We start from the raw sequence: 22,610 nt of genomic DNA, 5'->3' as shown, positions 1-22,610 counted from the left end.
TTGACGACGCCAGCTATTCCAATATTTCAATGTACCCTTCTGTTCCATTCACACGGATTCGCTGCCCGTCTTTGATGAGCTTGGTCGCATGATCCACTCCGACTACGGCCGGCAGGCCATATTCACGCGCGATCACGGCTCCATGGGTCATCAGGCCGCCGACTTCCGTGATCAAACCTTTGATGGATACAAACAAAGGGGTCCAGCTTGGATCCGTAAATGCGGTAACCAAGATATCTCCTTCTTCCAGAGCAGCATCTTCCATGTTTAAAATGACACGAGCTCTTCCTTCTATCACTCCAGAAGAAACAGGCAGACCTAAAATCGCATCGGCCGGGAGATCTCCCCGTTTGTACGAACCTCTAAACATTTCGCCATCAGACGTTATGACACGCGGTGGGGTCAGTTTTTCATATACTTTGTACTCGTCTTTGCGTTTGCTGATGATGCGATCATCCAGCATATTGGTGCGAACGGCTTCGTGAAGCTCTTCAAAAGTAAGGTAGTATATATCTTCGACATCATGAATGACGCCGGCTTGCACGAGCCGTTCGGCTTCTTTCAGTAAAGCCTGCTTATAAACAAAGTAGTGGCTCACCCAGCCATATTTAGGGTATTCCCGATACCCGATGAAATTTCGGACGAGATCGATCATCCGTTTCGTTTCGTCGGCTTTTTGATCGCCATCCGGCAGCTGTCTCAACCGATTTAACAGCTCTTGTTCTTTGGCCAAAGCTTCCTGGCGACCTTGCTCGAATTTCCGACGGCTCTCATGAGGCTCAAAGTTTTTGATGTTGCTCAGGATCATTGGGACCAGCGTAAGCGGTTTTTCGCTCCAACGGGTACGACTGATATCGATTTCTCCAGTACACCGCATGCCGTATTTGCTCAAGTAATCATAGATCGCTTCCCGGGCTTCCCTTCCTCCATCAAACTTCACCAGTTCGTCCAGAAAGTGATCTTCTGTTGTATGCTCCAAATAATCAATGACTTCCGGATAAGGGCGAATCACATCCGCGACATCCAGCAGCGCCAAGCCCATTTCCGAAGTAATATTGTTGGGCACGGATTGTGAAAGCGTATCGGCTGCGTTTTTTTCACCTAACCATTTGTTCATATGTTCATTGATCCAAAATGTAGCATTGATAGCCGACATAAACACAGCCGTACTTTGCGGATCAAATAAAATCCTCTTTAATTCCTGGATGTCTTCGAGGATGAAATCGAACAATTCTGCCCCGGATTTCATTTGGATCTTTTGTTTTAAAGCTGTTATCGAGGCTTGATTCCGCTGGATCAAGTCAGTTACGATAGCCGGATCGTTTTCGAAGGCTGCCGGCTTATCTGTATTACTTTTAGCGGGAATGGGTGCGGTTTGATCATTCGGTACCAATTTGATAAAGTCTCGCTCGATTACGTTCTCAATTGCGCCTATGAAAAGCGGATCGGATTCCAAGTTTTTTAATAAAGCTTCCCTGCCGGCAGTGGTAGTCAGCCTAGGCGCAATATCAATGAACAGCCTTCCGCCCGCTATACGCATAGGAGCAGGAGTAATTAACAGATAAAAAGACAATCCCAACGGTTTGATCGGATCTGTCATCATTTGTTGATGGCCAACAGATAGATAGACGTGATTATCCTGATCATTTGCTTCAGGGATCGGGTATAGCGTTGTAATCGGCCGGCTCTGAACAATATAAAATGTATCATCAGCCAAACACCATTCGATGTCCTGCGGCTGGCCGAAATAAGCTTCAACCTGCCTTCCGATCCGTTCCAGCTCTACAATTTGTTGATCGGTAAGGGTTTGGGCCTTTTGCTGATCCGGATCGATTTGGCGTGTTTCGGTTCCGCCTTCTTTTTGTCCATAGATCGCCAATGTTTTGGCAGCTATCCTCTTATCGACGATTTCCCCTCCTTGTACTTTATAATTATCAGCGGATACCAAGCCGGAGACCAGTGCTTCCCCAAGTCCAAAACTGGCATCAATGGACAGCTGCTTCCGGTTTCCGCTCATTGGATCAGCGGTGAACAATATCCCCGAAGCCTGCGGGAATACCATCTTTTGAATGATCACGGATAAATAAATGTGACGGTGATCAAATCCATTTTGTATACGGTAGATGACTGCGCGATCCGTAAATAACGAGGCCCAGCATTTACTGATATGCTGCAGAATGGCATCAACACCGATGATATTTAAATAAGTATCCTGCTGCCCTGCAAAAGAAGCGTGCGGTAAATCTTCGGCAGTTGCACTAGAACGCACAGCGTAAGCGTGGTCCTCGCCGAACCGGGAGAGATAGTGAGTCACTGTCTCCACAACATCGGAAGGAATTTCTGATTCAATAATGGTCTGCCGAATCTTCCCGCTGATCTCACCAATTTGGTCTCGATCATCTGCGTTTAGCATGGTTAGTTGTTGGAGTAATGCATGATACGTTTCGTTTTGTCCGATGGCTTTTCGATACCCCTCTGTTGTAATACAGAATCCTTCGGGGACCTGGATTCCGTCAACTTTGGATAATTCTCCTAAATTTAACCCTTTTCCGCCAACGAGATAAAGCTGCGATTTTTCGATTTCATGAAACCCAAGAACCATGGAACTCATTCGACCATCTCCCTAACCATTAGATTGAGAAAAAAACATTTGACAAGAGTTTAACCGGCATGTTACACTTAAAATGTAAGATAAGATATTTATGACTTCATAACATGAACAGTCGTGATCTGATTATATCATCACGTCTTTTTTTGTGCAATATGAAAGAACCTGGGCAGATACCCAGGTTCTTTTTTGGTTTGAGTTACGACGATGTATGTGGGTCCTAACGAACCTCTTTGCGGTGCTGGACTTTAGTCGAGGTCAGAAACCTGCTGCAGTCTGGTCCGAATCAAGGCGTTATTCGTTACAATAGAATAAAGCAAGCACATTGGAGGAGCGATGGATCATGAATTACGAACATAAAGTCCAAAAGGAAGTTGCTGATTGGGAACAAAAGCTGTTCAAACCGCCGGGATGGATGGAAAAAGCATCGAAAACCGTCGGCAGCCGGATCAACCATTTGATTCCCCCAAAGGTGCAAAACGTCATCACGACCACCATCCGGTCGATCGTGCGCACGGCACTGTTCGGCGCGGAATACACCCCAAGGCGTCCGGTGCAAAGTACGATGGATCTGGAAGCTGCCGATCAAGAAGCAAAAGACCTGTTTGCCCTGTACCAAAAAATTGCGGTTGCTGAAGGTGCTGGAACGGGAGCTGGCGGCATCATCCTTGGTATGGTAGACTTTCCGGCTCTCATCGCAATCAAGATGAAATTTTTGTTCGAGCTGGCGCATGTTTACGGTTATGACACGAAACATTTCTCCGAGCGGGTGTTTATTCTCAAGGTATTTCAAATGACGTTTTCGGGGCCGGATAACCGTGCCATGCTGCTCGATTCCATCAAAAATTGGCATATCGAAAAGGAACAATGGCTGTCCGATACCGAATATTCAAGGACGATGGACTGGGAGACTTTTCAGATCGAGTATCGCGATGCGATCGATTTCAGGAAAATGCTGCAGATGCTGCCAGGGATCGGCGCGATCGCAGGGGCATGGGCGAATTACACCATTCTTGAGGAGCTGCGCGAATCGGCCATGAACGCTTACCGCCTGCGCAGATTGCACGATGATATCGAGGTTTGATCGTATTGACTACTTTTTTCTTAGTACTGAGAGGTCCTTCACTTATTGCTTGCAGCCCATGCATCCAGCTGCCTTTGTTTTTCGGCGATCACTTTATCGATTCCGGCCGATTTTAATGCTGCGTTAAATTTCGGCAGGTATACATCCGGATCCAGAGTTCCTGTCTCAAGCGCCTTGGAATATTGCTGAACGACATTCTGGATCGCGGCCAATTCGGTTTTGACCGGCTCTGAGTTATAGGTGAATCCGAGCGCTGCAGACTTCTCCGCACTTTGGTTAAACGCCTCCATTTGCTTCCATATATCCGGACTGTCCGTCGACCACGGATAAGACAGCAGCTGATTCCCGAACATCCACCCTTGTCTCATGTTGTAGCCGCTGTTCGTCGCATCCACACCACTAGGAAAGTCAATCGTCCCGTCTTCCTTCACTTGATAGTGCTTTCCTTCTATCCCCCAATCCAGCAAATTGATGATTTGTTTGTCGGAGTAGAGCAAATTCAGAAACATCATCGCGCGCTCGGGATTTTTGGATTTGGCCGCAATAGCAAGCATCGCGTTCATAATCGTCAGCGTATTCATTTTGGGCGGCGCGAGTGCGACTTCCGTCAGCTCCTTGCCGGCCCATGCTCCCGTCTGCGTCGTGATCCCCGGCTTGCCTTTATTGGGTGTCGCGAACCCGATGTTTGCCTTGATATAATCCCGGCCGGTTTGCGAGGTCGTTGCAATGTCTTTGGGGATGTATCCTGCCAGGAACCATTGACGTATCACCCCGATGAACTTCGCATATTCCTCGCTCTCATACAAATTAACGACCTTCAGCTGATTCGGATCGGTAAGTACACCGATCATGTCTCCCAGCGGGTCAATCGTCGTCTGCAGCAGTGGATAGGCGATGGAACCTCCCCCTGACGCTTTACCCAGCATATTGGCTTCCGGATGCTTCTTTTTAACGCTTTCAAAAATCGGCTCCAAATCCTCGATCGTTTTCACCTGGCTGACGTCCATATTGCTTTCTTTTAACCAATCCGTTCGCATTAGAATAGTCGGATAAGCGGCAAAGTCCCGGATCGTTGGAACGCCGTATATTTTGCCGTCAATTTTTGCCGCAGCCAGTACGTCCGGATCGAAGGCGGCAAGGATATCCTGGCCATGGGACTGAAGCAAGTCATCGATGGGCAGCAGCTTTTTTTGCGCGACTTCCGAAATATATTGGTCTTCCCCCGTGAACACCAGGTCGAGTTTCTCATTGCCGGAGAACATCAGCACTTTTTGCTGTGTCCACGCAGCCGCTTCAATGCGTTTCAGTTTGACGGTTGCATTGATTTTGTCTTTCGTAATCTTGCTGATTTCCTGCTCCACAAGACCAAGATCACGCTGATCCGGTCCCCAGAATGCGATCGTAATTTCATAAGGGGCAAGTTTGCCGTCACCAGACCCTTCTTTCGATGACGACGGCTCCTTCTCACCGTTCGAAGAGGAGCTTGAACATCCGCTCAGAACGACGGTAACAGCCAGCACAAAGAACAACAAGGAATGAACCGACTTTTTCCACATAGGCTTTTGACCTCCCAGGATCTTCAATATGGAATCTCCACGCTTGGAGCTGAAGTACAGCAGAAAGGGTGACGAACGCCGCGTCACAGCGGCATTCGTCCGATCCCGATCTTCATGATGCCGCCAACTCGGACTGCTTGCGGTATTTCATCCACATGAACGTAAAACCTGCCACCCCTGCTACAGATATGATCGCGCAAATCGAATACATCGTTTGGGGACCCAAATAATCAAACATCCAACCGCCAAACAGACCTGCGATGATGCCGGAAATACCACCCCACGTCAGGGCATAAATGGCCTGCCCGGTCGCTCTGTACTCGGCTGGTATTAACAGTGCGGTCAGACTGGTTCCGATATAGTAGTAGCCACCGAACGTAATACAATGCAGCACTTGGATAAAGATGACCTGGAGCGGTCCGCCGGCAACCGACATCAATAACCAGCGGATCACGAACAGGATACTTACGATGACCAGCCCTCCCAGCATCATCCTTGCCGACTTTTTCAGGAAGCGGTCAAACAGCAGAAACACTGGAATTTCAAAGATCGCCGACAGGAACACCGACCAGCCAATCAATTCGTTAGAGCCTCCCAGGTTGGATATGTACAGTGTGACGAACGTTTGGTTGATCGAGTTCGGAACCGAAATGAGGATACCAAGGATAACGAATACAAAGAACAGCTTGCTCGACAGCATCACTTTCCAATAGCTTTGTCTCTCGGTCTTCGGCTTGGAAGTCACTCTGCCCTGAGGGAGTCCGATGGTAAATGCCAGTGAGATCAGCATCATGATCCCGTACAACATCCAAAGATTCACTAGCCCCATCCAGCTGAGCACCGGTCCGGCCAACGCGGCGATGATCGCCCATCCCAGTGAACCCCATAGGCGAAACGCGCCAAACTTGTAGTTCGTGTTCTCGATGGCATTCAGAATCAGACTGTTGCTCTGCGAGAACGTGGGACTGTTGAAGAAAAAGAAGATCAGCATGAAAGCGAAAATGACGGCATATTCTCGGAGCTGAAACACTACGATCGTCGCTAACAAATTCCCGGTCAGAAGAAAAATGAGAATACGTTTCACATTCTGCAGCCGGTCGCTCCAATAACCCCAGAATGGATTGGCGAAGATGGAAATGAAGGGCCCACCGGCCATAATCATGCCGATTTCCACTTTGCTGAGTCCGATGTTTTGAAAATATAAAGGAAAGAATGAAGTCAAAATCGCAATCGTACCATACAGGAAAAAGTTGAAACGTTTCAGTGCCGACAACGATCCGGAGGAAAGGCCGGCCGCCGGTTGGACCTCCCTCTTCCTTAAAGGCAGCATTAGAGCTGGATCGCTTTCGACAGGGATTGTTCGATGATCTCGTCACTGCTTACTTCCCGCCCAAGCCGGTCGGATAAATAAATGCCTTCGCTAATCAGCATCGTCTGTGAAGCGATATGGGCTGTGGGAAGCAGCTCCACTCTTCCCTGCAGCGCGGCAACCCAGTGATGCTGTGAGGACTGGTATGCGTCATAATTCGGCTTCAAATGATTCCAGCGGCCGTCCATCTCATCCAGGTTGACGCTGCCGTTGACATCCATATCGCAAATCGTCGTATGAAAACTGAATGGGGCCAAAATTTGCTGATCCGAATAGGCCGGCAGCTTGATGCCCCCTTTATCCCCAACCACAGAGCAGCCTTCGATGCTTCCCAGGTGAATGCTCCACGCTTCAATAATATCGAGCGTCGCGCCGCCTTCAAATTTAATGAACCCCAGCCCCAACTCTTCCACGTCAAAGACCGCCTGCCCGGCACGCCCGGCATCCACGTCCATCTCCCGGTAGCCTTTACCCGAAATCCGCTCCACCTTCGGTGTGCCAAGCAGGTACAGCATTTGCGCGATATGATAAACCCCCATGTCGATCAGCGCACCCCCGGCGGCGATTTGTTTGTTTAGAAAAGCCGGGGTCCCGTATCCGTCAATATAAGGACGTCCTCTCCGGCGATGGCCGGTAGCCCTGGCATGATACAGCTTGCCGAGCATGCCCCCGTCGATCAGCGCTTTTGCGGCTTTGGTCTCTTTTCGATACAAGGTGCCGAGCTGAATATGCAGCTTTTTGCCGTAATCCTCTGCCGCTTCGAGCATAGATACCCCGTCCCGGTATGTCCCTGCGATCGGTTTTTCACAGTATACGTCCTTGCCTGCCTCGAAAGCGGCAATCGTCACGGGGGCATGCAAATTGTTGTGCAGACAGACATCAACGGCTTCAATGTCATCGCGCTTCAGCATTTCTCTGAAATCGGTATAGACGTGGGGAATATGGAACTCATGCGCGACCTTGAGGGCTTCCTGTTCATTGATGTCGCAAATGGACACGATCTGAACATCCTCCATATTCGCGTAATTTCTCAGGTGAGCTTTGCCGATCAAACCTGCCCCAATCATGCCAATGCGAACGGTTCTTCCCATGTCAATCATCCCTTCGGTTTTTTAATTTAAACGGCTCAACATCCGCTTCACGGAAGCAATCGCCCATTCCATCTCTGCATATTGATTGTCCGGCGCGTTGTACTCGATGCCCCAGTATCCGTCATAGCCGGCATCCAGCAGTGCTTTCACCATTTGTTCGCCCTTTGGTGATCCTACCGTCTTGCCGTCAAAATGCGTATGATAGACCCACGGCGCGACCAACGTGTCGCCAATGTCTTCATCCGTATCCCAGCGGCCCATATGGAGCAATATGCCAAAGTTCGGGTGATTGACCGCTTCGGCCACTTTTTTTAAGTATTTTGGATCTTTGGAGGTTCCCATATGATTTTCAGGTCCGACGATGAGTCCAAGGTCAGCCGCTCTCCGGCTCAACGCTTCGAACTTGTTCACAACATATTCGAACTGCTCTTCCGTCCCGGGCGCCGAGCTTTGATCTCCCGAATCGATGCGGATGGTTCGCGCTCCAAGCTTCTCGGCAATGGATAGATAGGCGACAGCGTTTTCATAAAGACTGCTGCGCTTGTCAGGATCTGCATCCCATAAATGCGCCCCGTCCACCGCGATGTTGATAATCGTCATTTCTTTTTCCCGTATCGCTTCGGCCAGACGTTGAATATAAGCTTCATCAGGCAGTGAAAAAATGTCGTCCTTAGCCCCTTCAAAGGTCCCGTTCCACAAATCAACGGTATCGAGATGGTATCTGTACTTGGAAGATTCCAGGTACCCGAACGTATCCATCTTCCCTTCCCGGATCATATTGAAAAAAGAAAAACCGCCAATGCTGATTTTCATGGATTAGCCTCCCTGATTTGTTTTCTTTTTTTATAACCACGTCCTGCAAACCTCTGGCAGTCTTTCATCACCTCCTTAACATGCTGCTGGGAAATTATCCTTTGACCGCCCCGACGGTCAGCCCTTTAACGAAAAATCTCTGAAAGAACGGATACGTTAACACAATCGGCAGCGCGCCGATCACGGCAATAGCCAGGCGGACGCCCTGGGTCGGAATGGAACTGCCGTCCACCCTTGAAGAATAGTCTACATTATCCAGCAAATATTGGACGTTCAGCAAAATGGTATTCAGAAGCACCTGTATGCTGTACAGCCTGGAGTCTGAAATGTAAATGAGTCCGTTAAACCAGTCGTTCCAATAATTAATGACCTGAAATAGTCCGACCGTTGCCAGCACGGGAAGAGACAGCGGCAGCGCCATTTGCACGAATATGCGAAATTCCCCCGCTCCATCCATGTTCGCCGACTCGAGTACCGCATCCGGAACCGATACGGTAAAAAACGTCCGCAGCAAAATAACATAGAAGGCACTGACCAGAAGACCCGGGACGATCAGCGCAAGCAAGGTATTGGTAATATGAAAAACATTCGAGTAGATTAAATAGGTCGGAACAAGTCCTCCGTTGAAGAGCATCGTGAAGAAGACGATAAATGAAAAGAAATTGCGCAGCGGTAAATCCTTTTTCGACAACGGATAAGCGAGCAAAGTCATAAGGACTAGACTGGCCAGTGTACCTAAAATAGTCACAACGACGGAGATGCCGTAAGAATTCAGGATCTCCCCCGATTTTTGAAAAATGAATACATAACTATCTAGGCTCCATTCACTGGGAAAAAACGAATAGCCTTCCCGTATAATCGCATCCTCATCGGTGAGCGAGGCCGTAATCAGCAGCAGAAACGGCACCAGGCAAAACGCGACAATCAACCAAAATATGAAATGGATAAGGACTTGTTCAATCCGTGTTCTTCTCAAGGACTTCGCCTCCTTATTAGAACAATGAGTTGTCGGGGTTTATCTTCTTCACAACAAAGTTGGAAATGAGGATCAGCGCGAAGCCAATCACGGATTGGTAGAAGCCTGCGGCGGAAGCCATTCCGATGTCCCCGCTCTTGAGCAGCGCCCGATATACGTATGTATCCAGCACATTGGTTGTTGGCAGCAGCGGCCCGGAGTCAAGCGTCACTTGGTAGAACAGACCGAAGTCCGCGTAGAAAATCCGCCCGATCTGCATTAAAGTCATGATGGTGATGACGGGAGTAAGGGACGGCAGGGTGATGTGGAAAATTTGCTTGAACTTCCCCGCCCCATCCAATGTGGCGGCTTCATAATACTCTTGGTCGATGCCGACGATGGCAGCAAAGTAAATGATGCACAAATAGCCGACGCTGTGCCACAACTTGACGATAGTGAGGATGACCGGCCAGTATTTCGGTTCCGTATACCACATGACGGGTTCCAGTCCGAGAAAAGGAAGGACCGATTTGTTCATGAAGCCTGTTTCCATGCTTAATAACGAAAATACCAGGTAACCGACAATGACCGTAGAGATAAGATAGGGCAGCAAAATGGCACTTTGGTATAAGCGCTTTAAAAACCGCTGTTTCACTTCGGCCAGCAATATGGCCAGCGCAACGGCGAAGACAAGATTGAGTATGATGAATACAACGTTGTAGAGGATGGTGTTCCGGGTGATGATGTAGGCTTCGGACGTCTTGAAGAGATACTCGAAGTTTCGAAAACCAATCCAATCCCCGCCGAAGACCCCTTTGGAGAAGTCAATTTCCTTAAAAGCGATGATGATGCCAAACATGGGTATGTAGTTGTTGATGAGCAAGTAGACGATACCGGGGAGAATCATCAGGTACAGGATTTTGTATTTTTTGGCCTTTTTGAGAACTGTGCGGTCCAACCAGGATGTCATAGTAATTCCCCTCCTCGGAATAAATGACTGCTGCACGCCTAGCGGGATTCTCAAAGATTGAACTCGGCATCATCCTCCCTGTGTGATTAATTTTTCCACCGGACAAATTAATTAACGAAAAAAATTCGCCTCCTTGAGGCACGTTTGTGATCATTATAGGGACGCCTTTACGGCCCTGTCAATGTGTTTTTTTATTTTATTTGCTATCCCTTCCACTGCCCGCCTCGACTGGGACTCGTTGACAGCACAATGGGCATTTTTCTATAATCGCATTGACACAAGAATAGGCTACACTCCCGTTCCTATGCCCTCTTTCAGCCTAGCCGCCAGGAATCAGCACTCCTGTCCTGACGGGGACTCGGCCAATCATAACTTCCGAAAGTAGGAGAATGCGATGACGAATAAAGTAGGAAACCAGCAGATGCTGCGGGAGATCAACGTTTCGACACTGCTGCATATGATTTTTGAGCATGGACCGATATCCCGTGTCGAATTATCGCGTAAAACCAAGCTGAGCCCGACGACCGTTTCCGTGCTGATCGAGGAGCTCATCCGCGAACAGCTCGTGCATGAGACCGGTATGGCCGGTAAAGGTGTTGGTCGAAAAATGACCCTGCTGAATATTCGCGCTGACGGCGGATACGTCATTGGCGTCGATATTTCGAGTTCTCCAGCGCATTGCGTGCTGCTCGACCTAAACGGTCAGCTGGTGGCCAGCCAAAGCCTGGAATCGGTGCGCGGCCAGGACGAAATTCGAACTTCGCTGGTGAAACAGCTGCAGCAATTCATCCATAAGCAGCGGATTCCCCGTGAACTCATCAGACGCATCGGCATTTCCCTGCCGGGGAGACTCGATGAGACGCAAAGCATCGTCATCTCTTCTAAATATTTGCAGCTGGAACAGTTCCCTATGCGTCAAGTGTTAGAGCAAGAACTCTCGATTCCGGTACTGCTGGCTAATGATTTGGACGCCGCCGGATTTGCCGAACGATTCAGCGGAGCCGCCAAAAATGAGCATACCATTATTTTTCTGCTGATCGGCCAAGGCACAGGAGCTGGACTTGTCCTGAACGGGGAGATTTATCGCGGCTCCAGCGGAGCGGCCGGACGAACCACTCACCTCTCTCCGTATTGCACGCCCATCCTTGCGGAAAGACTTCGCACGAACCATCCGGAAGAGTTCGGATCCATGTCGCCGGAAGCAACGGTTCATGCCTTTATGGACCTGGTTCTCGCCGGCGTCCAGCCCTTCAGTGACCAAGGGGAGCTCATCATCCGTGATATTGCCGATTATTGCGGAAAAATGCTGGAAATGCTCAATCCGCAAAAAATGATTCTGGGCGGCTGGATTACTGACAATGCGGCGTTTTTCGACCGTCTCGTACATGCGATTCACGAAGCTGATCACTCCCCCTATGGAGACACGCCGATCGTCGTTTTCCACTGGAAAGAGTACGGGTCTGCCTTGGGGGCGGCGATGCTTGGACTGCATGAAATTTTCAAGAAGAAAACGGTACAGTAACTTTATGCCGGTGGTCCTTTACAGCAATATATGTTCATGCCCAGCGCTGCCGGACATGAACATATCGTTGCCCAGGAATTGCCTCAAACCGCTACGCCGACTGGTGATGTTTTTAATGCATACCCGTCTCGTCCTGCAGAAGGTCCGCTTATTTGGAAAATGACTGCGTCATATCTGTTTGAATGACAGACCCTTTTCTTCTAATGCGGTTCTTAAGATGGGTAAAGATTTCGGACCCATTCCGTGAATTTTCAAAATCTCTTTTTCCGTAAATTTGGAGAGTTCATCCAATGAAGTGATCCCGTGATGCCGCAGTGCGTTTCTTGCCGGTGAAGCGAGCAGTGACAGAAATTCCTGGTCTGGATTATGTTCTTCCTCATGTTTTTTCGCCACGGTTTTCATCCCCTTCGATAAATCTATTTTCACCACAATAATAACACTTATTAAGAGTCAGAATTTCTTCTGATTTGCTTATTCTCAACGCTCATACACATCGTTCGGAGCTTGTCCAGTGCAAAACGATCTCATTTGTTTTAAATTTCCTCTTGCTCAATATTGCCTATCCTGCTATTATGGAGAAGCGTAAATTTTGGAAAGCGAAATATTCGGATATATTAGGATCTTTCCAAGCAGATAAACTTTGACCACTTCCTCTCGGGAAGTTAAGGCCATACGGACAGCCGGGTCAAATGCCGATTGGCAACTTTCGTTGCCTTATTGATTGAGTTAAAAGCTCAAATTTTATAAGTTGGTAACTTTATAACCAGTGCTGACGCACACAACTTGTGAAACGGTCAATAAGAGTGGTAAAAGTAATTATTTGCTATATAGACTCTGATCCTAACAAAGTATATTTGAATATTAAGAGCCCTTCCATGAAACGTTGCGTTTTATGGCTGAATGATAAGCACACTAGGGGTTTGTCCGGTCATGCTTATTGGAATTTCTTATTATTTGACTATATCAAGCAAGTGTGATGCGCATGGTGCGTGTTTCGCTTGCTTTTTTGTTGCCGTTTTTACAGAAAAAATTGAATTGGATGAGGAGATTGATTGAAAAATGGGAAAAGCACTAATCATCGGCGCCGGTGGCGTAGCATCTGTAGCAGTTCATAAATGCGTTCAAAACAGCGATGTCTTCGAAGAAATCTGCATTGCCAGCCGTACCAAGTCCAAATGCGATGAACTGAAAGCAAAACTTGACGGTGGAAAAACCAAAATTACGACCGCACAGGTCGATGCCAACAACGTGGATGAGCTGATCGCTCTGATTAACGAAGTGAAGCCGGATATCGTTATGAACCTGGCCCTTCCTTACCAGGATTTGACGATCATGGATGCTTGCCTGGCAACTAAAACACACTACATGGATACGGCTAACTATGAGCCGGAAGATACGGCGAAATTTGAATATAAATGGCAGTGGGAATACCGCGAGCGCTTCGAAAAAGCAGGAATTACAGCTCTGCTCGGCAGCGGATTCGACCCGGGTGTTACCGGCGTATTCTCGGCTTATGCGCTGAAGCACTATTTCGACGAAATTGAATATATCGACATTCTGGATTGCAACGGCGGAGATCACGGTTATCCTTTCGCCACCAACTTCAACCCGGAGATCAACATCCGTGAAGTGTCCGCTAACGGCCGCTACTGGGAAAACGGGGAATGGATCGAAACGAAACCGATGGAAATCAAACGCGAGTATAACTTCGCTGAAGTCGGCCAAAAGGACATGTACCTGCTGTACCATGAAGAGCTGGAATCCCTTGCGCAAAACATCCCTGGACTGAAACGCATCCGGTTCTTCATGACGTTCGGCCAAAGCTACCTGATGCACCTCAAGGCGCTTGAAAACGTAGGAATGACCTCCATCGAACCGATCGAATTCGAAGGAAAACAAATCATTCCGCTGCAATTCCTGAAGGCCGTGCTTCCGGACCCGGCTTCCCTCGGACCTCGTACGGTGGGTAAAACCAACATCGGCTGTATCTTCAAAGGGAAAAAAGACGGCCAAGATAAAACGTACTATGTCTACAATGTTTGCGACCACCAAGAGTGCTACAAAGAAGTCGGCTCCCAAGCGATCTCTTATACAACTGGCGTTCCTGCCATGATCGGCGCAGCGATGGTTCTCACCGGCAAATGGAACAAACCGGGCGTATACAACGTCGAAGAGTTCGATCCGGATCCATTCATGGAAGAGCTGAACAAATGGGGCCTTCCTTGGGTAGAAGACTTTAACCCTGTGCTGGTTGACGCCTTGCCTGAAGAAGCAAGAGAGCCGGAGCTTGTTCGTTAAGATGCGGTTCGAGGAGTTACCTACACCCTGTTTTGTAGTCAGTGAAGAACTCATTGAGAAAAACCTGAACATTTTGAACGGTGTCATGCAGCGGACGGGTGCCAAGATCGTGCTTGCGCAAAAGGCTTTTTCCATGACCGAGATGTACCCGCTTATCGGCAAATACTTAAGCGGTACGACCGCCAGCGGATTATTCGAGGCACGGCTGGGCCATGAGGAAATGGGCAAAGAGAATCATGTCTTTGCCCCCGCTTACCGTGAAGATGAGATCGACGAAATTGTTTCCATTTGCGACCATATCATTTTCAACTCCTTCTCCCAGCTGGCAAAGTATAAGGATAAAGCTCTTGCAGCCGGCAGAAAAGTTGGCATTCGCATCAATCCGGAATGCTCGACGCAAGTGGGACATGAAATCTACGATCCCTGTTCGCCGGGGTCAAGATTCGGTGTGAAGCGGGAGGATTTCCAGCCGGAACTGCTGGACGGCGTTACAGGGCTGCACTTCCATACCCTGTGCCAACAGAACTCCGACGATTTGGAGACCACGCTGAATGCCGTCGAAGATAAGTTCGGACAATGGCTGCCGCAAATGGAATGGATCAATTTCGGCGGCGGCCACCATATCACGAGAGACGACTACGATATTCCGAGACTCGAGGCTTGTATTACACGAATGCAATCCAAATACGGCTTGGAAGTCTACCTCGAACCCGGAGAAGCCATCGCGCTGAATGCGGGCTATATGGTCACTTCCGTGCTGGATATCCATCGTAACGGCATCGAGATCGCCATCGTGGACACCTCGGCCACCTGCCATATGCCGGATGTGCTGGAAATGCCTTACCGTCCGCCGCTCGTCGGCTCAGGCGAAGCCGGCGAGAAGCCGTACACCTATCGGCTCGGCGGTCCGACCTGCCTTACTGGCGACGTCATCGGAGACTACTCCTTCGATCAGCCGCTTCAGAGCGGCGACCGATTGGTATTCGAAGACATGGCGATCTACTCCATGGTCAAAACGAATACCTTCAACGGCATGCCGCTGCCGGCCATCGCCGTGCAGGAGAAAGACGGCAGCTGCCGCGTCGTACGCGAGTTCGGCTATCAGGATTTCAAGATGAGACTTGCTTGATAAATAAGAAAAACGTCTATCGACGTACCTTCAAAGAAGTCAGACCGCGTCTAGAGGAAGTTTTTCTTGCGAGATCAGGAAGCAGAAGCTCCGAAACTTATACTTTCTGATCTCTTAAGCAAAGCCTTAGCCCTATAATAAGGGTTAAGGCTTTTTCGTTTAACGTTTTCTTTTTTAGAAAAAGCCTTGTATTGACCTACTTAAGGATAACCTTCAAATAGGCTAATTCCCCTGGCTGCATGATCATTTGTACATCTTTACTGCTGCTTGGGATCTGTCGAACTACTTCCTCCAGCGGATTAACCAAGTAGGCAGCCTCGACTTCTCTATCCATTACGCTAAAGGTATACTCGGACGGCTCGGTTCCGGCATTTCGCAGGGTCAGAATAAACCCATTCCCATCCACAGTCGGTTTCACATATAGCAGGACGACTGTACCGCTTGACTGACTAAACCACTGCCCTTCTTCCTCCCTATCACACATCACCGCTGCATTCATGGCTATAGGATCCGCTGCAGCTATGCCCGCACGATATGCCTCAACGGGATCAAATTGCCCGAACGGACTTAGCTCATAATGCAAAACGATCTCTCCAGGTTGACTGGCCCAGAAGTTGGTATCCCAATAATTATTCATGGCCCATGCAAGCAGCAGCGGGTTTTCCTGGCGGTCGATCTGCTTACTCTCCTTGCCGAAATGAAAATCGCCGATTTGAACGAGCGGCGCATCGGGACAAGCTAAGGTGATCCCCTTCTGCTGATCATAGATGGATACCGTTTGGTCAACCGTCACCCAGTCCCGGCAAGCGGTGCCAAGCTGCTCCCTGTCTAGCTCGACTAGCAAGCCGGCTGTATCATAATGGGCACGCCAGCCTTGATCCATCTGCAGCGGAAAGGCGAAATAGATCGACTCGGGCGTCCTTATATCCGATTTATTCATGGATGCAGTGAGACAGATTCGGGGATGGATGGCAGAAAAGGTAATCCGCTGTTCCAGACTGGAAACCCCCGGCGCTTCAAGCTGCAAGACATACGTTACCGAATCACTGGCTTGTTCGACCGAATAAGCTTGCAGCCGGTTGGCACCGACACGCTTTGCTTTCCATTCATGATTCCAGACGGATATGCTGCGATTCCCTTTGTCAACATCCCGCGGGAACAAGGTGCTTCGATGCTCATGATTGTGGCGCCCGTCGATCGTCTCCTGAACAAACTCAAATAACGTCCATGGGCTCTTTTCGTCGAGCATAGGCCACTGATGTATCTTATCGAATAACTGCACAATTCTTCCGCTGACAGGGTTGTATGTCATCCGGTAAAATGGCGTTTCGATCACCCCTTCCGTGACCGAAATGCGGTTGGACGAGGCGGCCAGCCGGGCTTCTAGCTGAGCAAACGGGATCTTTTTCCACGAAAATGGTGCCATCTCTACCGTTCCATACGATTTATAATTCTGTACCTCCTGCGTGTATGGCAAGAAGTCCATGACACGCGAAGCGTCTAAATGACGACCGCTGCCGAGGTAGTACTCAGGCACCTTGACCTCCGCATGCTGCGTTTCACTTGAGGAGTTGACCAGCATGACGCCGCCAGGCTCATGGGATTGTCGCGGGTTCCCTGCAATCGCTTCCATTTGTTTGGCATACACGTAAGCAGACAGGTCAGCCGATTTGTACGCCGTCACCCTCTTGTGCAGCTGCATCGAAATCGAAAGCGGATGGTCAGGGAGGTTGACCGAACCCCATGAACCCCAGGTATGCTCATCATACAGCAGCGCCTGCTCCAATGCCTCAGTTTTCGCTTTCGAGTACTGCAGGTTTGGCGTCCCTTGGATCGCTTCAAGAAAATCAGCCTTCTTCAGGTTTTGCTTCGTTTGGCGAACGATCTTGGTTTCTTTCGCAGAACTTCCCGCGCCGAAATTCCAGTAGTCCGTCCAATCGCCCGAATGAGTCTGGATTTGTTCTTTCGGCACCTGTCGAACCCGCTCCAGAAGCATCTCCGGAGTCGCGAAAATCACCTTCTGGTCATATCCTTCTGCATTGTATCGGCGGATCAGCGACAGCAGGTTCGGGTCCGGGCAGTTATTGTCATACAGCGGCGGATTGGTAGCCGTTAAGTACACGAAATCGTAGGGATAGCCCTCTCCTTCCAAACGGTCGATATAGTCCTTAATCCCTTGCGCCATCAGCTGGGTATCATCCTGACTCGTGTGGAAAAACTGGCTGAACAGCGAATAATGCTCGCCCAGGAACGTCAGCAGCTGCCGATCGTCGGGGGTTGTCCATTTAAACACGGCAGGACGTGGCAGCGGTATGCCCCCGAAATGCACGTTAATGCCTGTGATATAAAACTCGATTCCCGCATCAAGCAAAACCTGGCTCAGCGGCCATGGCTGCCCGTTGACATCATGATTTATCGCCGTTTTGATGGAAACGCCAAATCGCTCCCGCAGCTCGCGAACCGGCTGAAGCATTCGTGCAAGCTGATCCGCATGTACAAGCGGCGTCGTATGCATCGGAAGTGCAGCAATACTGATCTGTCCATTATGCAGCAATCTGCGGAAATCGGAAATTTGCTCAGAGGCGGCTGTCTCCAGCCATTGCATCACGGGATACGTGGCCTCGCAGGTCCAGCGGAATTTTGCATCCTCGGGCTCATGCTCCGATTGAAGACACAGCCGGATTGCTTCATCAATATAGTCTTTCTGCAGCTCCAGCAGTAACGGCTGGGGATGCGTGTAGCCGATATCCAGGTGACTATGGTGCAGACACAATATTTCTTTGATTTTCGCCATTCCTGTCACGCTCCTAAAACTTTATGCATTCGTCATCCTTCATCTTCAGGGTTACATGATAAATCTCTTAAAAATTGTATCAAGTTCTGTGGGCTGCGTATTTACAGAAACGTATATCTTTTATACAATCGTCATGCCTATTTTCGGAGAAAAGGAGATGGTCTGTAATGGATTTTGCCAATCTTCATCCTTACGTCTACCATGCCTGCCTATATCCATTTTCCAGAGGCCAGAGCAGCCTATCGCGTACTTGCTACGCTTCATCGCTCTATCTGATCAGCGAGGGTAAGGGCATCATTCGGTTTCGGGGAGAAGACCACCCGGTCGTTCCCGGTTCTCTCGTATATATGTCGCCGGGCTTGCTTCATGATTGGTATGCAGATTGGGAAGAGCCAATGGTCCACTATTGCTGCTATTTTGATTGGGCGTTTATCGATCGCAGAGAAGCCTTCTCGACACCCAACATGATCTGTTTCGACCTTTCTCAACTGCAGCCTTCGCTCATTGGGCCTGCGTTCCCTGTGCCAATTCCCGAATTGATGACGGTAAGCAAGCTGCGGATCTGGATGGATGGATTTGAGACTTTTTTTAATAACAATGAATACATAAACGAGCGAACCTATTACCGCGGTCTCAAGATTCAATCCAATTTCCAGCAGTTTATGGAGTACTTTCTCACCTTCGCCCTCAAGGAGAACAATATCCCCGATCCGCGAATGCTTCATCTTTTAGAACGGCTGGATCAGGATCTGATGACCGGCAGCGTGAAGCCGCTGGAAGTGTATTTTCGGGAGCTTCACATGAGCCGCGGCTATTTTTTCGAAAAATTCCATCAGGCCACCGGCTTATCACCCACGCAATATATGAACCATTTCCGGATTAACCGTGCCAAGGATGATCTGCGGTTCTCCCATTTGAGCATCACGGAAATTTCCGAGAAATACGGTTTCTCGTCGGTTCATTATTTTTCTAAGCTGTTCAAGCAGTTAACGGGAACGCCGCCTAAAGAGTACCGCGCAGCTTATATCAGTGAGGGCATGAAGCAGGTAGAAGTTTTTTCACCATAGTCAAGGGCGTGAGTCTATCAGTGCGCTACCTATTGTTCGAATTGCTAATTAAAAAAAGACCGCTTTTTGCGGACTTTTTAGTATACTCTTGGTATACAGCCAAGTTCATCGCAGCGTAATTTGCAGATTTCGACTCTTACAGGAAAACATGATGCGAGGTGGGATGATCCGATAACGTAAAGCAAATCTTTTCTGCGGCTCAATAAAATTATGAATAAGGTGGGTTACGAATGAAAATTACAGGTTATGAATTATTCCTTGTACCACCACGCTGGTTATTTTTAAAAGTCGAAACGGATGAGGGCATTGCAGGTTGGGGAGAGCCTGTTATTGAAGGGAAAGCCGCAACGGTAAAGACGGCGGTCGAGGAGCTGATGACTTATTTAATCGGCAAGGATCCTTTGCGCATTGAAGATCACTGGAATGTGATGTACCGTGCCGGATTCTACCGTGGCGGCCCGATCCTGATGAGTGCGATTGCCGGCATAGACCAGGCTCTGTGGGATATTAAAGGAAAGTTCTATCATGCACCTGTCTATCAGTTGATCGGCGGCGCTTGCCGGGACTCGATGAAAGTGTATTCCTGGATCGGCGGGGATCGCCCAAGTGAAACGGCACAAATGGCGCTGGAGTGTGTGAAAAAAGGGTTTCAAGCCGTTAAAATGAATGCAACCGAAGAATTGCAGTACATCGATTCCTATGACAAGGTCGAGAAAGTGTTGGAAAACGTAGCTGCGATTCGTACCGCTGTCGGAAACCACATCGGAATCGGAATCGATTTTCACGGCCGCGTACATAAGCCCATGGCAAAAGTACTGGCTAAAGAGCTCGAAGTGTTTCGACCTATGTTTTTAGAGGAACCCGTGTTACCTGAAAATAATGAAGCATTAAAAGAGATCGCCTCGTTAACCTCCACACCGATTGCGACGGGAGAGCGGATGTTCTCAAGATGGGATTTTAAGCATCTGCTCTCCGGCGGATACGTGGATATCATCCAGCCTGATTTATCCCATGCCGGCGGCATCACGGAATGCAAGAAAATCATCAGCATGGCGGAAGCCTACGATATCGCGGCTGCTCCTCATTGTCCGTTAGGTCCGATTGCACTGGCCGCCTGCTTACAGGTCGATGCCACCGCCCACAATGCCTTCATCCAGGAGCAGAGCTTAGGCATCCACTACAATCAAGGAAATGATCTGCTTGATTATTTGATCGATCCCGCTGTTTTCCATTATGAAAACGGTTACGTTAAAATACCGGACGGTCCAGGCTTAGGAATCGAGATCAACGAAGAAAAGGTGCGCGAAATGGCAAAAATAGGCCATCAATGGCAAAATCCGCTGTGGCGCCACAAGGACGGAAGCGTAGCCGAGTGGTAGAACCGCTCCTTGCGCATCTCATCCGGATCAACAAATCAAAAAGATCGTTCCTCTCACGATGGGGAGCGATCTTTATTTGTTTCAACATTAGCTAGTATGTTCAGTTTGACTGCCGTGACTTCTTCCCCATCGGGATACTTTGGGCAAAACGGAATACATTATGGGGGTCATATTTCCGCTTGACCCGCTTCAATCTGTTAACATTCACTCCACCTGGCAACGGCGCCTGCCTTATAGGCGCTTTGTATAGAAACCTTAGCTTTTCTCGAAAATCATGTAATCTCTGTTGTTCTTTATTTAACGATCAACATGCAGGAAAGAAAAAACGGCTCCGGTTTACGGAAGCCGTTTCTTTGCGGTACTACTTCACTCAGCAGTTCTTGCCACTCTTCTTGCCTGGATTCATCGGTTGATTCCCCACGGTTTCAGCCAGCTTCTCTCCGAATTGATCCAGCCGTTCTGGCGAAGCTGCAGGGCCGTCGTTTTTCGGCTTGTTGTTTCTTCCAGTCATGACGCTCACCTCCATCCATAACATGAGCGCCTGGCCTTGTTTTCATACCCTGGCGCTTCATCCGAACTTAAAATCGGGTCCTTTTTGCAGATTGCTTTGAACTCGGCACTATACAACCACTCCAAAAGCGCTTAATATTTTCAATAGCAAGTTGTTTCAAATCCGCAATCGTTGCAGTGAACTTATTCGAGAAGGAGTCATCAGAGGCATGCTGGAACCAAACATCACCAACTTATTGAAAAATACGTTAAAAGCAAGTATTGATAACAAGGAGATCGCCGGCGCGAACTTCATGGTGCTTAAGGACGGGAACGAAGTTTTTTACCATGAAGACGGATTAGCTGACCTTGAGTCGGGGCGCCCGATCACAAGGGATTCGATTTTCCGGTTATATTCGATGACGAAGCCGGTGACTTCCACCTCCATCATGATGCTGCTGGAGCGTGGGGCTATCGATCTGTTCGATCCTGTAAGCCGTTACATTCCGAGTTTCAAAAACCAGCTGGTTGAGAAAAACGGCGAACTGGTTCCAGCCGGCCGCGAAGTCAACATTCACGATTTATTGAATATGACATCTGGATTGGTATACGGCGGAACCAACCAAGGCGGGCAGCAAACGGACGCATTGTTCCAGGAGCTGGGCAGCCGGTTGAACGGTGATAACCCGATGAGCACACTAGAGTTCGCGAACCGCCTGGGCCAGATCCCGCTTTCGTTTGAGCCGGGCTCGTACTGGCAGTACGGAACGTCGGCCGATGTGCTTGGCGCCGTTGTAGAAGCGGTGAGCGGTATGCGGTACGGATAATTTTTGAAAAACGAAATATTCGAGCCGCTGGGCATGAAGGATACCGGATTCTGGCTGCCTGAAGAAAAAAGAGACCGTCTTGTAAAAACCTATCAGGATGATGGTGAAGGCGGCTTAAAGCTCTACTCGCACAGCCACCTTGGCATCGCCCATCAGCTGGACCGTGATCCGGCATTCGAGTCCGGCGGAGCCGGCCTGGCATCCACGATAGACGATGCTGCCAAATTCACGACGATGCTGATGAATCAAGGCAGCTTCAACGGTGTTCAATTGTTAAAGCCAAGAACGGTTCAATATATGACGTCGGCGGCATTAACCGAGTGGCAGCAAAAAGGCTTCGATACGTGGCACACTATGCGTGGCCACAGCTATGGCAACCAGATGCGCATCATGACCGACCCCGGAAAAGCCGGATTTATCGGCAGCCCGGGCGAATACGGCTGGGACGGCTGGCTGGGGGCTTACTTCAGCAACAGCCCACGGGACGGACTGACGATCTTGTTTATGATCCAGAAAAAAGATGGTGGCACGATGCCAATTACGCGCAAGCTGCGTAATATCGTGTTCAGCACCTTGTAAGGGCAAACGAAAGAACCGCACGAGAGTTGAGCTCCACGTTCGGTTCTTTTTTTTACAAAAATTGGTCTATAGGTGGGCGG

General features: G+C 49.1%; 16 protein-coding genes and 2 pseudogenes. 7 read left to right on the top strand and 11 right to left on the bottom strand.

Going from position 1 to position 22,610, the window contains the following annotated elements; genetic code table 11:
• Positions 1–13: 13 nt before the first annotated feature.
• Positions 14–2,611: a phosphoenolpyruvate synthase gene (ppsA, locus tag C7820_RS05760; protein WP_116230117.1), complete on the bottom strand. Its 2,598-nt coding sequence runs from the start codon at positions 2,609–2,611 to the stop codon at positions 14–16.
• A gap of 340 nt (positions 2,612–2,951) precedes the next feature.
• Here ppsA and C7820_RS05755 point away from each other — a divergent pair, with 340 nt between their 5' ends.
• Positions 2,952–3,692: an EcsC family protein gene (locus C7820_RS05755; protein WP_116230116.1), complete on the top strand. Its 741-nt coding sequence runs from the start codon at positions 2,952–2,954 to the stop codon at positions 3,690–3,692.
• A 38-nt stretch (positions 3,693–3,730) separates the two neighbouring features.
• Here the strand turns inward: C7820_RS05755 and C7820_RS05750 are convergent, their stop codons facing one another.
• From C7820_RS05750 to C7820_RS05725, 6 genes are all read right to left on the bottom strand, one after another.
• Positions 3,731–5,248 (bottom strand): ABC transporter substrate-binding protein, encoded by a 1,518-nt coding sequence (locus C7820_RS05750; RefSeq protein ID WP_116230115.1) that lies wholly within the window; start codon positions 5,246–5,248, stop codon positions 3,731–3,733.
• Positions 5,249–5,360: 112 nt separating this feature from the next.
• Positions 5,361–6,578: an MFS transporter gene (locus C7820_RS05745; protein WP_116230114.1), complete on the bottom strand. Its 1,218-nt coding sequence runs from the start codon at positions 6,576–6,578 to the stop codon at positions 5,361–5,363.
• Complete coding sequence (locus C7820_RS05740) at positions 6,578–7,708, bottom strand: Gfo/Idh/MocA family protein (RefSeq protein ID WP_116230113.1); 1,131 nt, start codon at positions 7,706–7,708, stop codon at positions 6,578–6,580. The genes C7820_RS05745 and C7820_RS05740 overlap by 1 nt, the downstream gene beginning before the upstream one ends.
• Positions 7,709–7,729: 21 nt before the next feature.
• Positions 7,730–8,521: a sugar phosphate isomerase/epimerase family protein gene (locus C7820_RS05735; RefSeq protein WP_116230112.1), complete on the bottom strand. Its 792-nt coding sequence runs from the start codon at positions 8,519–8,521 to the stop codon at positions 7,730–7,732.
• A 94-nt stretch (positions 8,522–8,615) separates the two neighbouring features.
• A complete protein-coding gene (locus C7820_RS05730) occupies positions 8,616–9,497 on the bottom strand; it encodes a carbohydrate ABC transporter permease (RefSeq protein ID WP_116230111.1) in 882 nt (293 codons plus the stop codon).
• A gap of 16 nt (positions 9,498–9,513) precedes the next feature.
• Positions 9,514–10,446, bottom strand: coding sequence for an ABC transporter permease (locus C7820_RS05725; RefSeq protein WP_258875125.1), 933 nt, complete (start codon positions 10,444–10,446; stop codon positions 9,514–9,516).
• A gap of 394 nt (positions 10,447–10,840) precedes the next feature.
• Here C7820_RS05725 and C7820_RS05720 point away from each other — a divergent pair, with 394 nt between their 5' ends.
• A complete protein-coding gene (locus C7820_RS05720) occupies positions 10,841–11,968 on the top strand; it encodes an ROK family transcriptional regulator (RefSeq protein WP_116230110.1) in 1,128 nt (375 codons plus the stop codon).
• 168 nt (positions 11,969–12,136) lie between these two features.
• On the opposite strand, the gene C7820_RS05715 is transcribed toward C7820_RS05720, so the two are convergent.
• The gene (locus tag C7820_RS05715; RefSeq protein WP_116231646.1) at positions 12,137–12,370 is read right to left on the bottom strand and encodes a DNA-directed RNA polymerase subunit alpha C-terminal domain-containing protein; all 234 of its coding nucleotides are present in this window, start codon (positions 12,368–12,370) and stop codon (positions 12,137–12,139) included.
• Between the two features lie 657 nt (positions 12,371–13,027).
• Here C7820_RS05715 and C7820_RS05710 point away from each other — a divergent pair.
• Together C7820_RS05710 and nspC are read left to right on the top strand one after the other, a co-directional pair.
• The gene (locus tag C7820_RS05710; protein WP_116230109.1) at positions 13,028–14,266 is read left to right on the top strand and encodes a saccharopine dehydrogenase family protein; all 1,239 of its coding nucleotides are present in this window, start codon (positions 13,028–13,030) and stop codon (positions 14,264–14,266) included.
• A gap of 1 nt (position 14,267) precedes the next feature.
• Entirely contained in the window at positions 14,268–15,395 is a 1,128-nt protein-coding gene (gene nspC / locus C7820_RS05705) for a carboxynorspermidine decarboxylase (protein ID WP_116231645.1), read from the top strand.
• A 196-nt stretch (positions 15,396–15,591) separates the two neighbouring features.
• Here nspC and C7820_RS05700 read toward each other — a convergent pair whose 3' ends face one another.
• Positions 15,592–18,189 carry a glycoside hydrolase family 38 N-terminal domain-containing protein gene (locus C7820_RS05700; RefSeq protein ID WP_116230108.1) on the bottom strand — a complete coding sequence of 866 codons (2,598 nt, stop codon included), beginning with the start codon at positions 18,187–18,189 and terminating at the stop codon, positions 15,592–15,594.
• 167 nt (positions 18,190–18,356) lie between these two features.
• Between C7820_RS05700 and C7820_RS05695 the strand changes: the two genes are divergently transcribed.
• Entirely contained in the window at positions 18,357–19,256 is a 900-nt protein-coding gene (locus C7820_RS05695) for a helix-turn-helix transcriptional regulator (protein WP_116230107.1), read from the top strand.
• Between the two features lie 230 nt (positions 19,257–19,486).
• Positions 19,487–20,635 carry a galactonate dehydratase gene (gene dgoD / locus C7820_RS05690; protein WP_116230106.1) on the top strand — a complete coding sequence of 383 codons (1,149 nt, stop codon included), beginning with the start codon at positions 19,487–19,489 and terminating at the stop codon, positions 20,633–20,635.
• Between the two features lie 100 nt (positions 20,636–20,735).
• On the opposite strand, the pseudogene C7820_RS05685 reads toward dgoD, so the two are convergent.
• Together C7820_RS05685 and C7820_RS33395 are read right to left on the bottom strand one after the other, a co-directional pair.
• Positions 20,736–20,846, bottom strand: a pseudogene (locus C7820_RS05685) (BBE domain-containing protein); the annotation flags it as partial.
• 159 nt (positions 20,847–21,005) lie between these two features.
• Positions 21,006–21,146 (bottom strand): hypothetical protein, encoded by a 141-nt coding sequence (locus C7820_RS33395; RefSeq protein WP_181908943.1) that lies wholly within the window; start codon positions 21,144–21,146, stop codon positions 21,006–21,008.
• 208 nt (positions 21,147–21,354) lie between these two features.
• Between C7820_RS33395 and C7820_RS05680 the strand changes: the two are divergent.
• Positions 21,355–22,530, top strand: a pseudogene (locus C7820_RS05680) (serine hydrolase domain-containing protein).
• Positions 22,531–22,610: the final 80 nt, after the last annotated feature.

The organism is Paenibacillus sp. VMFN-D1 (assembly GCF_003386155.1).
Classification (GTDB): domain Bacteria; phylum Bacillota; class Bacilli; order Paenibacillales; family Paenibacillaceae; genus Paenibacillus_AQ; species Paenibacillus_AQ favisporus.
The sequence above is the reverse complement of the archived record's forward strand: the minus strand, read 5'-3'. Positions and strand labels throughout refer to the sequence as shown.

What these genes read in the sequence shown, in the direction of transcription:
- ppsA (WP_116230117.1), bottom strand. Translation starts at nt 2,611, where the DNA reads ATGAGTTCCATGGTTCTTGGGTTTCATGAAATCGAAAAATCGCAGCTT.
- C7820_RS05755 (WP_116230116.1), top strand. Translation starts at nt 2,952, where the DNA reads ATGAATTACGAACATAAAGTCCAAAAGGAAGTTGCTGATTGGGAACAA.
- C7820_RS05750 (WP_116230115.1), bottom strand. Translation starts at nt 5,248, where the DNA reads ATGTGGAAAAAGTCGGTTCATTCCTTGTTGTTCTTTGTGCTGGCTGTT.
- C7820_RS05745 (WP_116230114.1), bottom strand. Translation starts at nt 6,578, where the DNA reads ATGCTGCCTTTAAGGAAGAGGGAGGTCCAACCGGCGGCCGGCCTTTCC.
- C7820_RS05740 (WP_116230113.1), bottom strand. Translation starts at nt 7,708, where the DNA reads ATGGGAAGAACCGTTCGCATTGGCATGATTGGGGCAGGTTTGATCGGC.
- C7820_RS05735 (WP_116230112.1), bottom strand. Translation starts at nt 8,521, where the DNA reads ATGAAAATCAGCATTGGCGGTTTTTCTTTTTTCAATATGATCCGGGAA.
- C7820_RS05725 (WP_258875125.1), bottom strand. Translation starts at nt 10,446, where the DNA reads ATGACATCCTGGTTGGACCGCACAGTTCTCAAAAAGGCCAAAAAATAC.
- C7820_RS05720 (WP_116230110.1), top strand. Translation starts at nt 10,841, where the DNA reads ATGACGAATAAAGTAGGAAACCAGCAGATGCTGCGGGAGATCAACGTT.
- C7820_RS05715 (WP_116231646.1), bottom strand. Translation starts at nt 12,370, where the DNA reads ATGAAAACCGTGGCGAAAAAACATGAGGAAGAACATAATCCAGACCAG.
- C7820_RS05710 (WP_116230109.1), top strand. Translation starts at nt 13,028, where the DNA reads ATGGGAAAAGCACTAATCATCGGCGCCGGTGGCGTAGCATCTGTAGCA.
- nspC (WP_116231645.1), top strand. Translation starts at nt 14,268, where the DNA reads ATGCGGTTCGAGGAGTTACCTACACCCTGTTTTGTAGTCAGTGAAGAA.
- C7820_RS05700 (WP_116230108.1), bottom strand. Translation starts at nt 18,189, where the DNA reads ATGGCGAAAATCAAAGAAATATTGTGTCTGCACCATAGTCACCTGGAT.
- C7820_RS05695 (WP_116230107.1), top strand. Translation starts at nt 18,357, where the DNA reads ATGGATTTTGCCAATCTTCATCCTTACGTCTACCATGCCTGCCTATAT.
- dgoD (WP_116230106.1), top strand. Translation starts at nt 19,487, where the DNA reads ATGAAAATTACAGGTTATGAATTATTCCTTGTACCACCACGCTGGTTA.
- C7820_RS33395 (WP_181908943.1), bottom strand. Translation starts at nt 21,146, where the DNA reads ATGACTGGAAGAAACAACAAGCCGAAAAACGACGGCCCTGCAGCTTCG.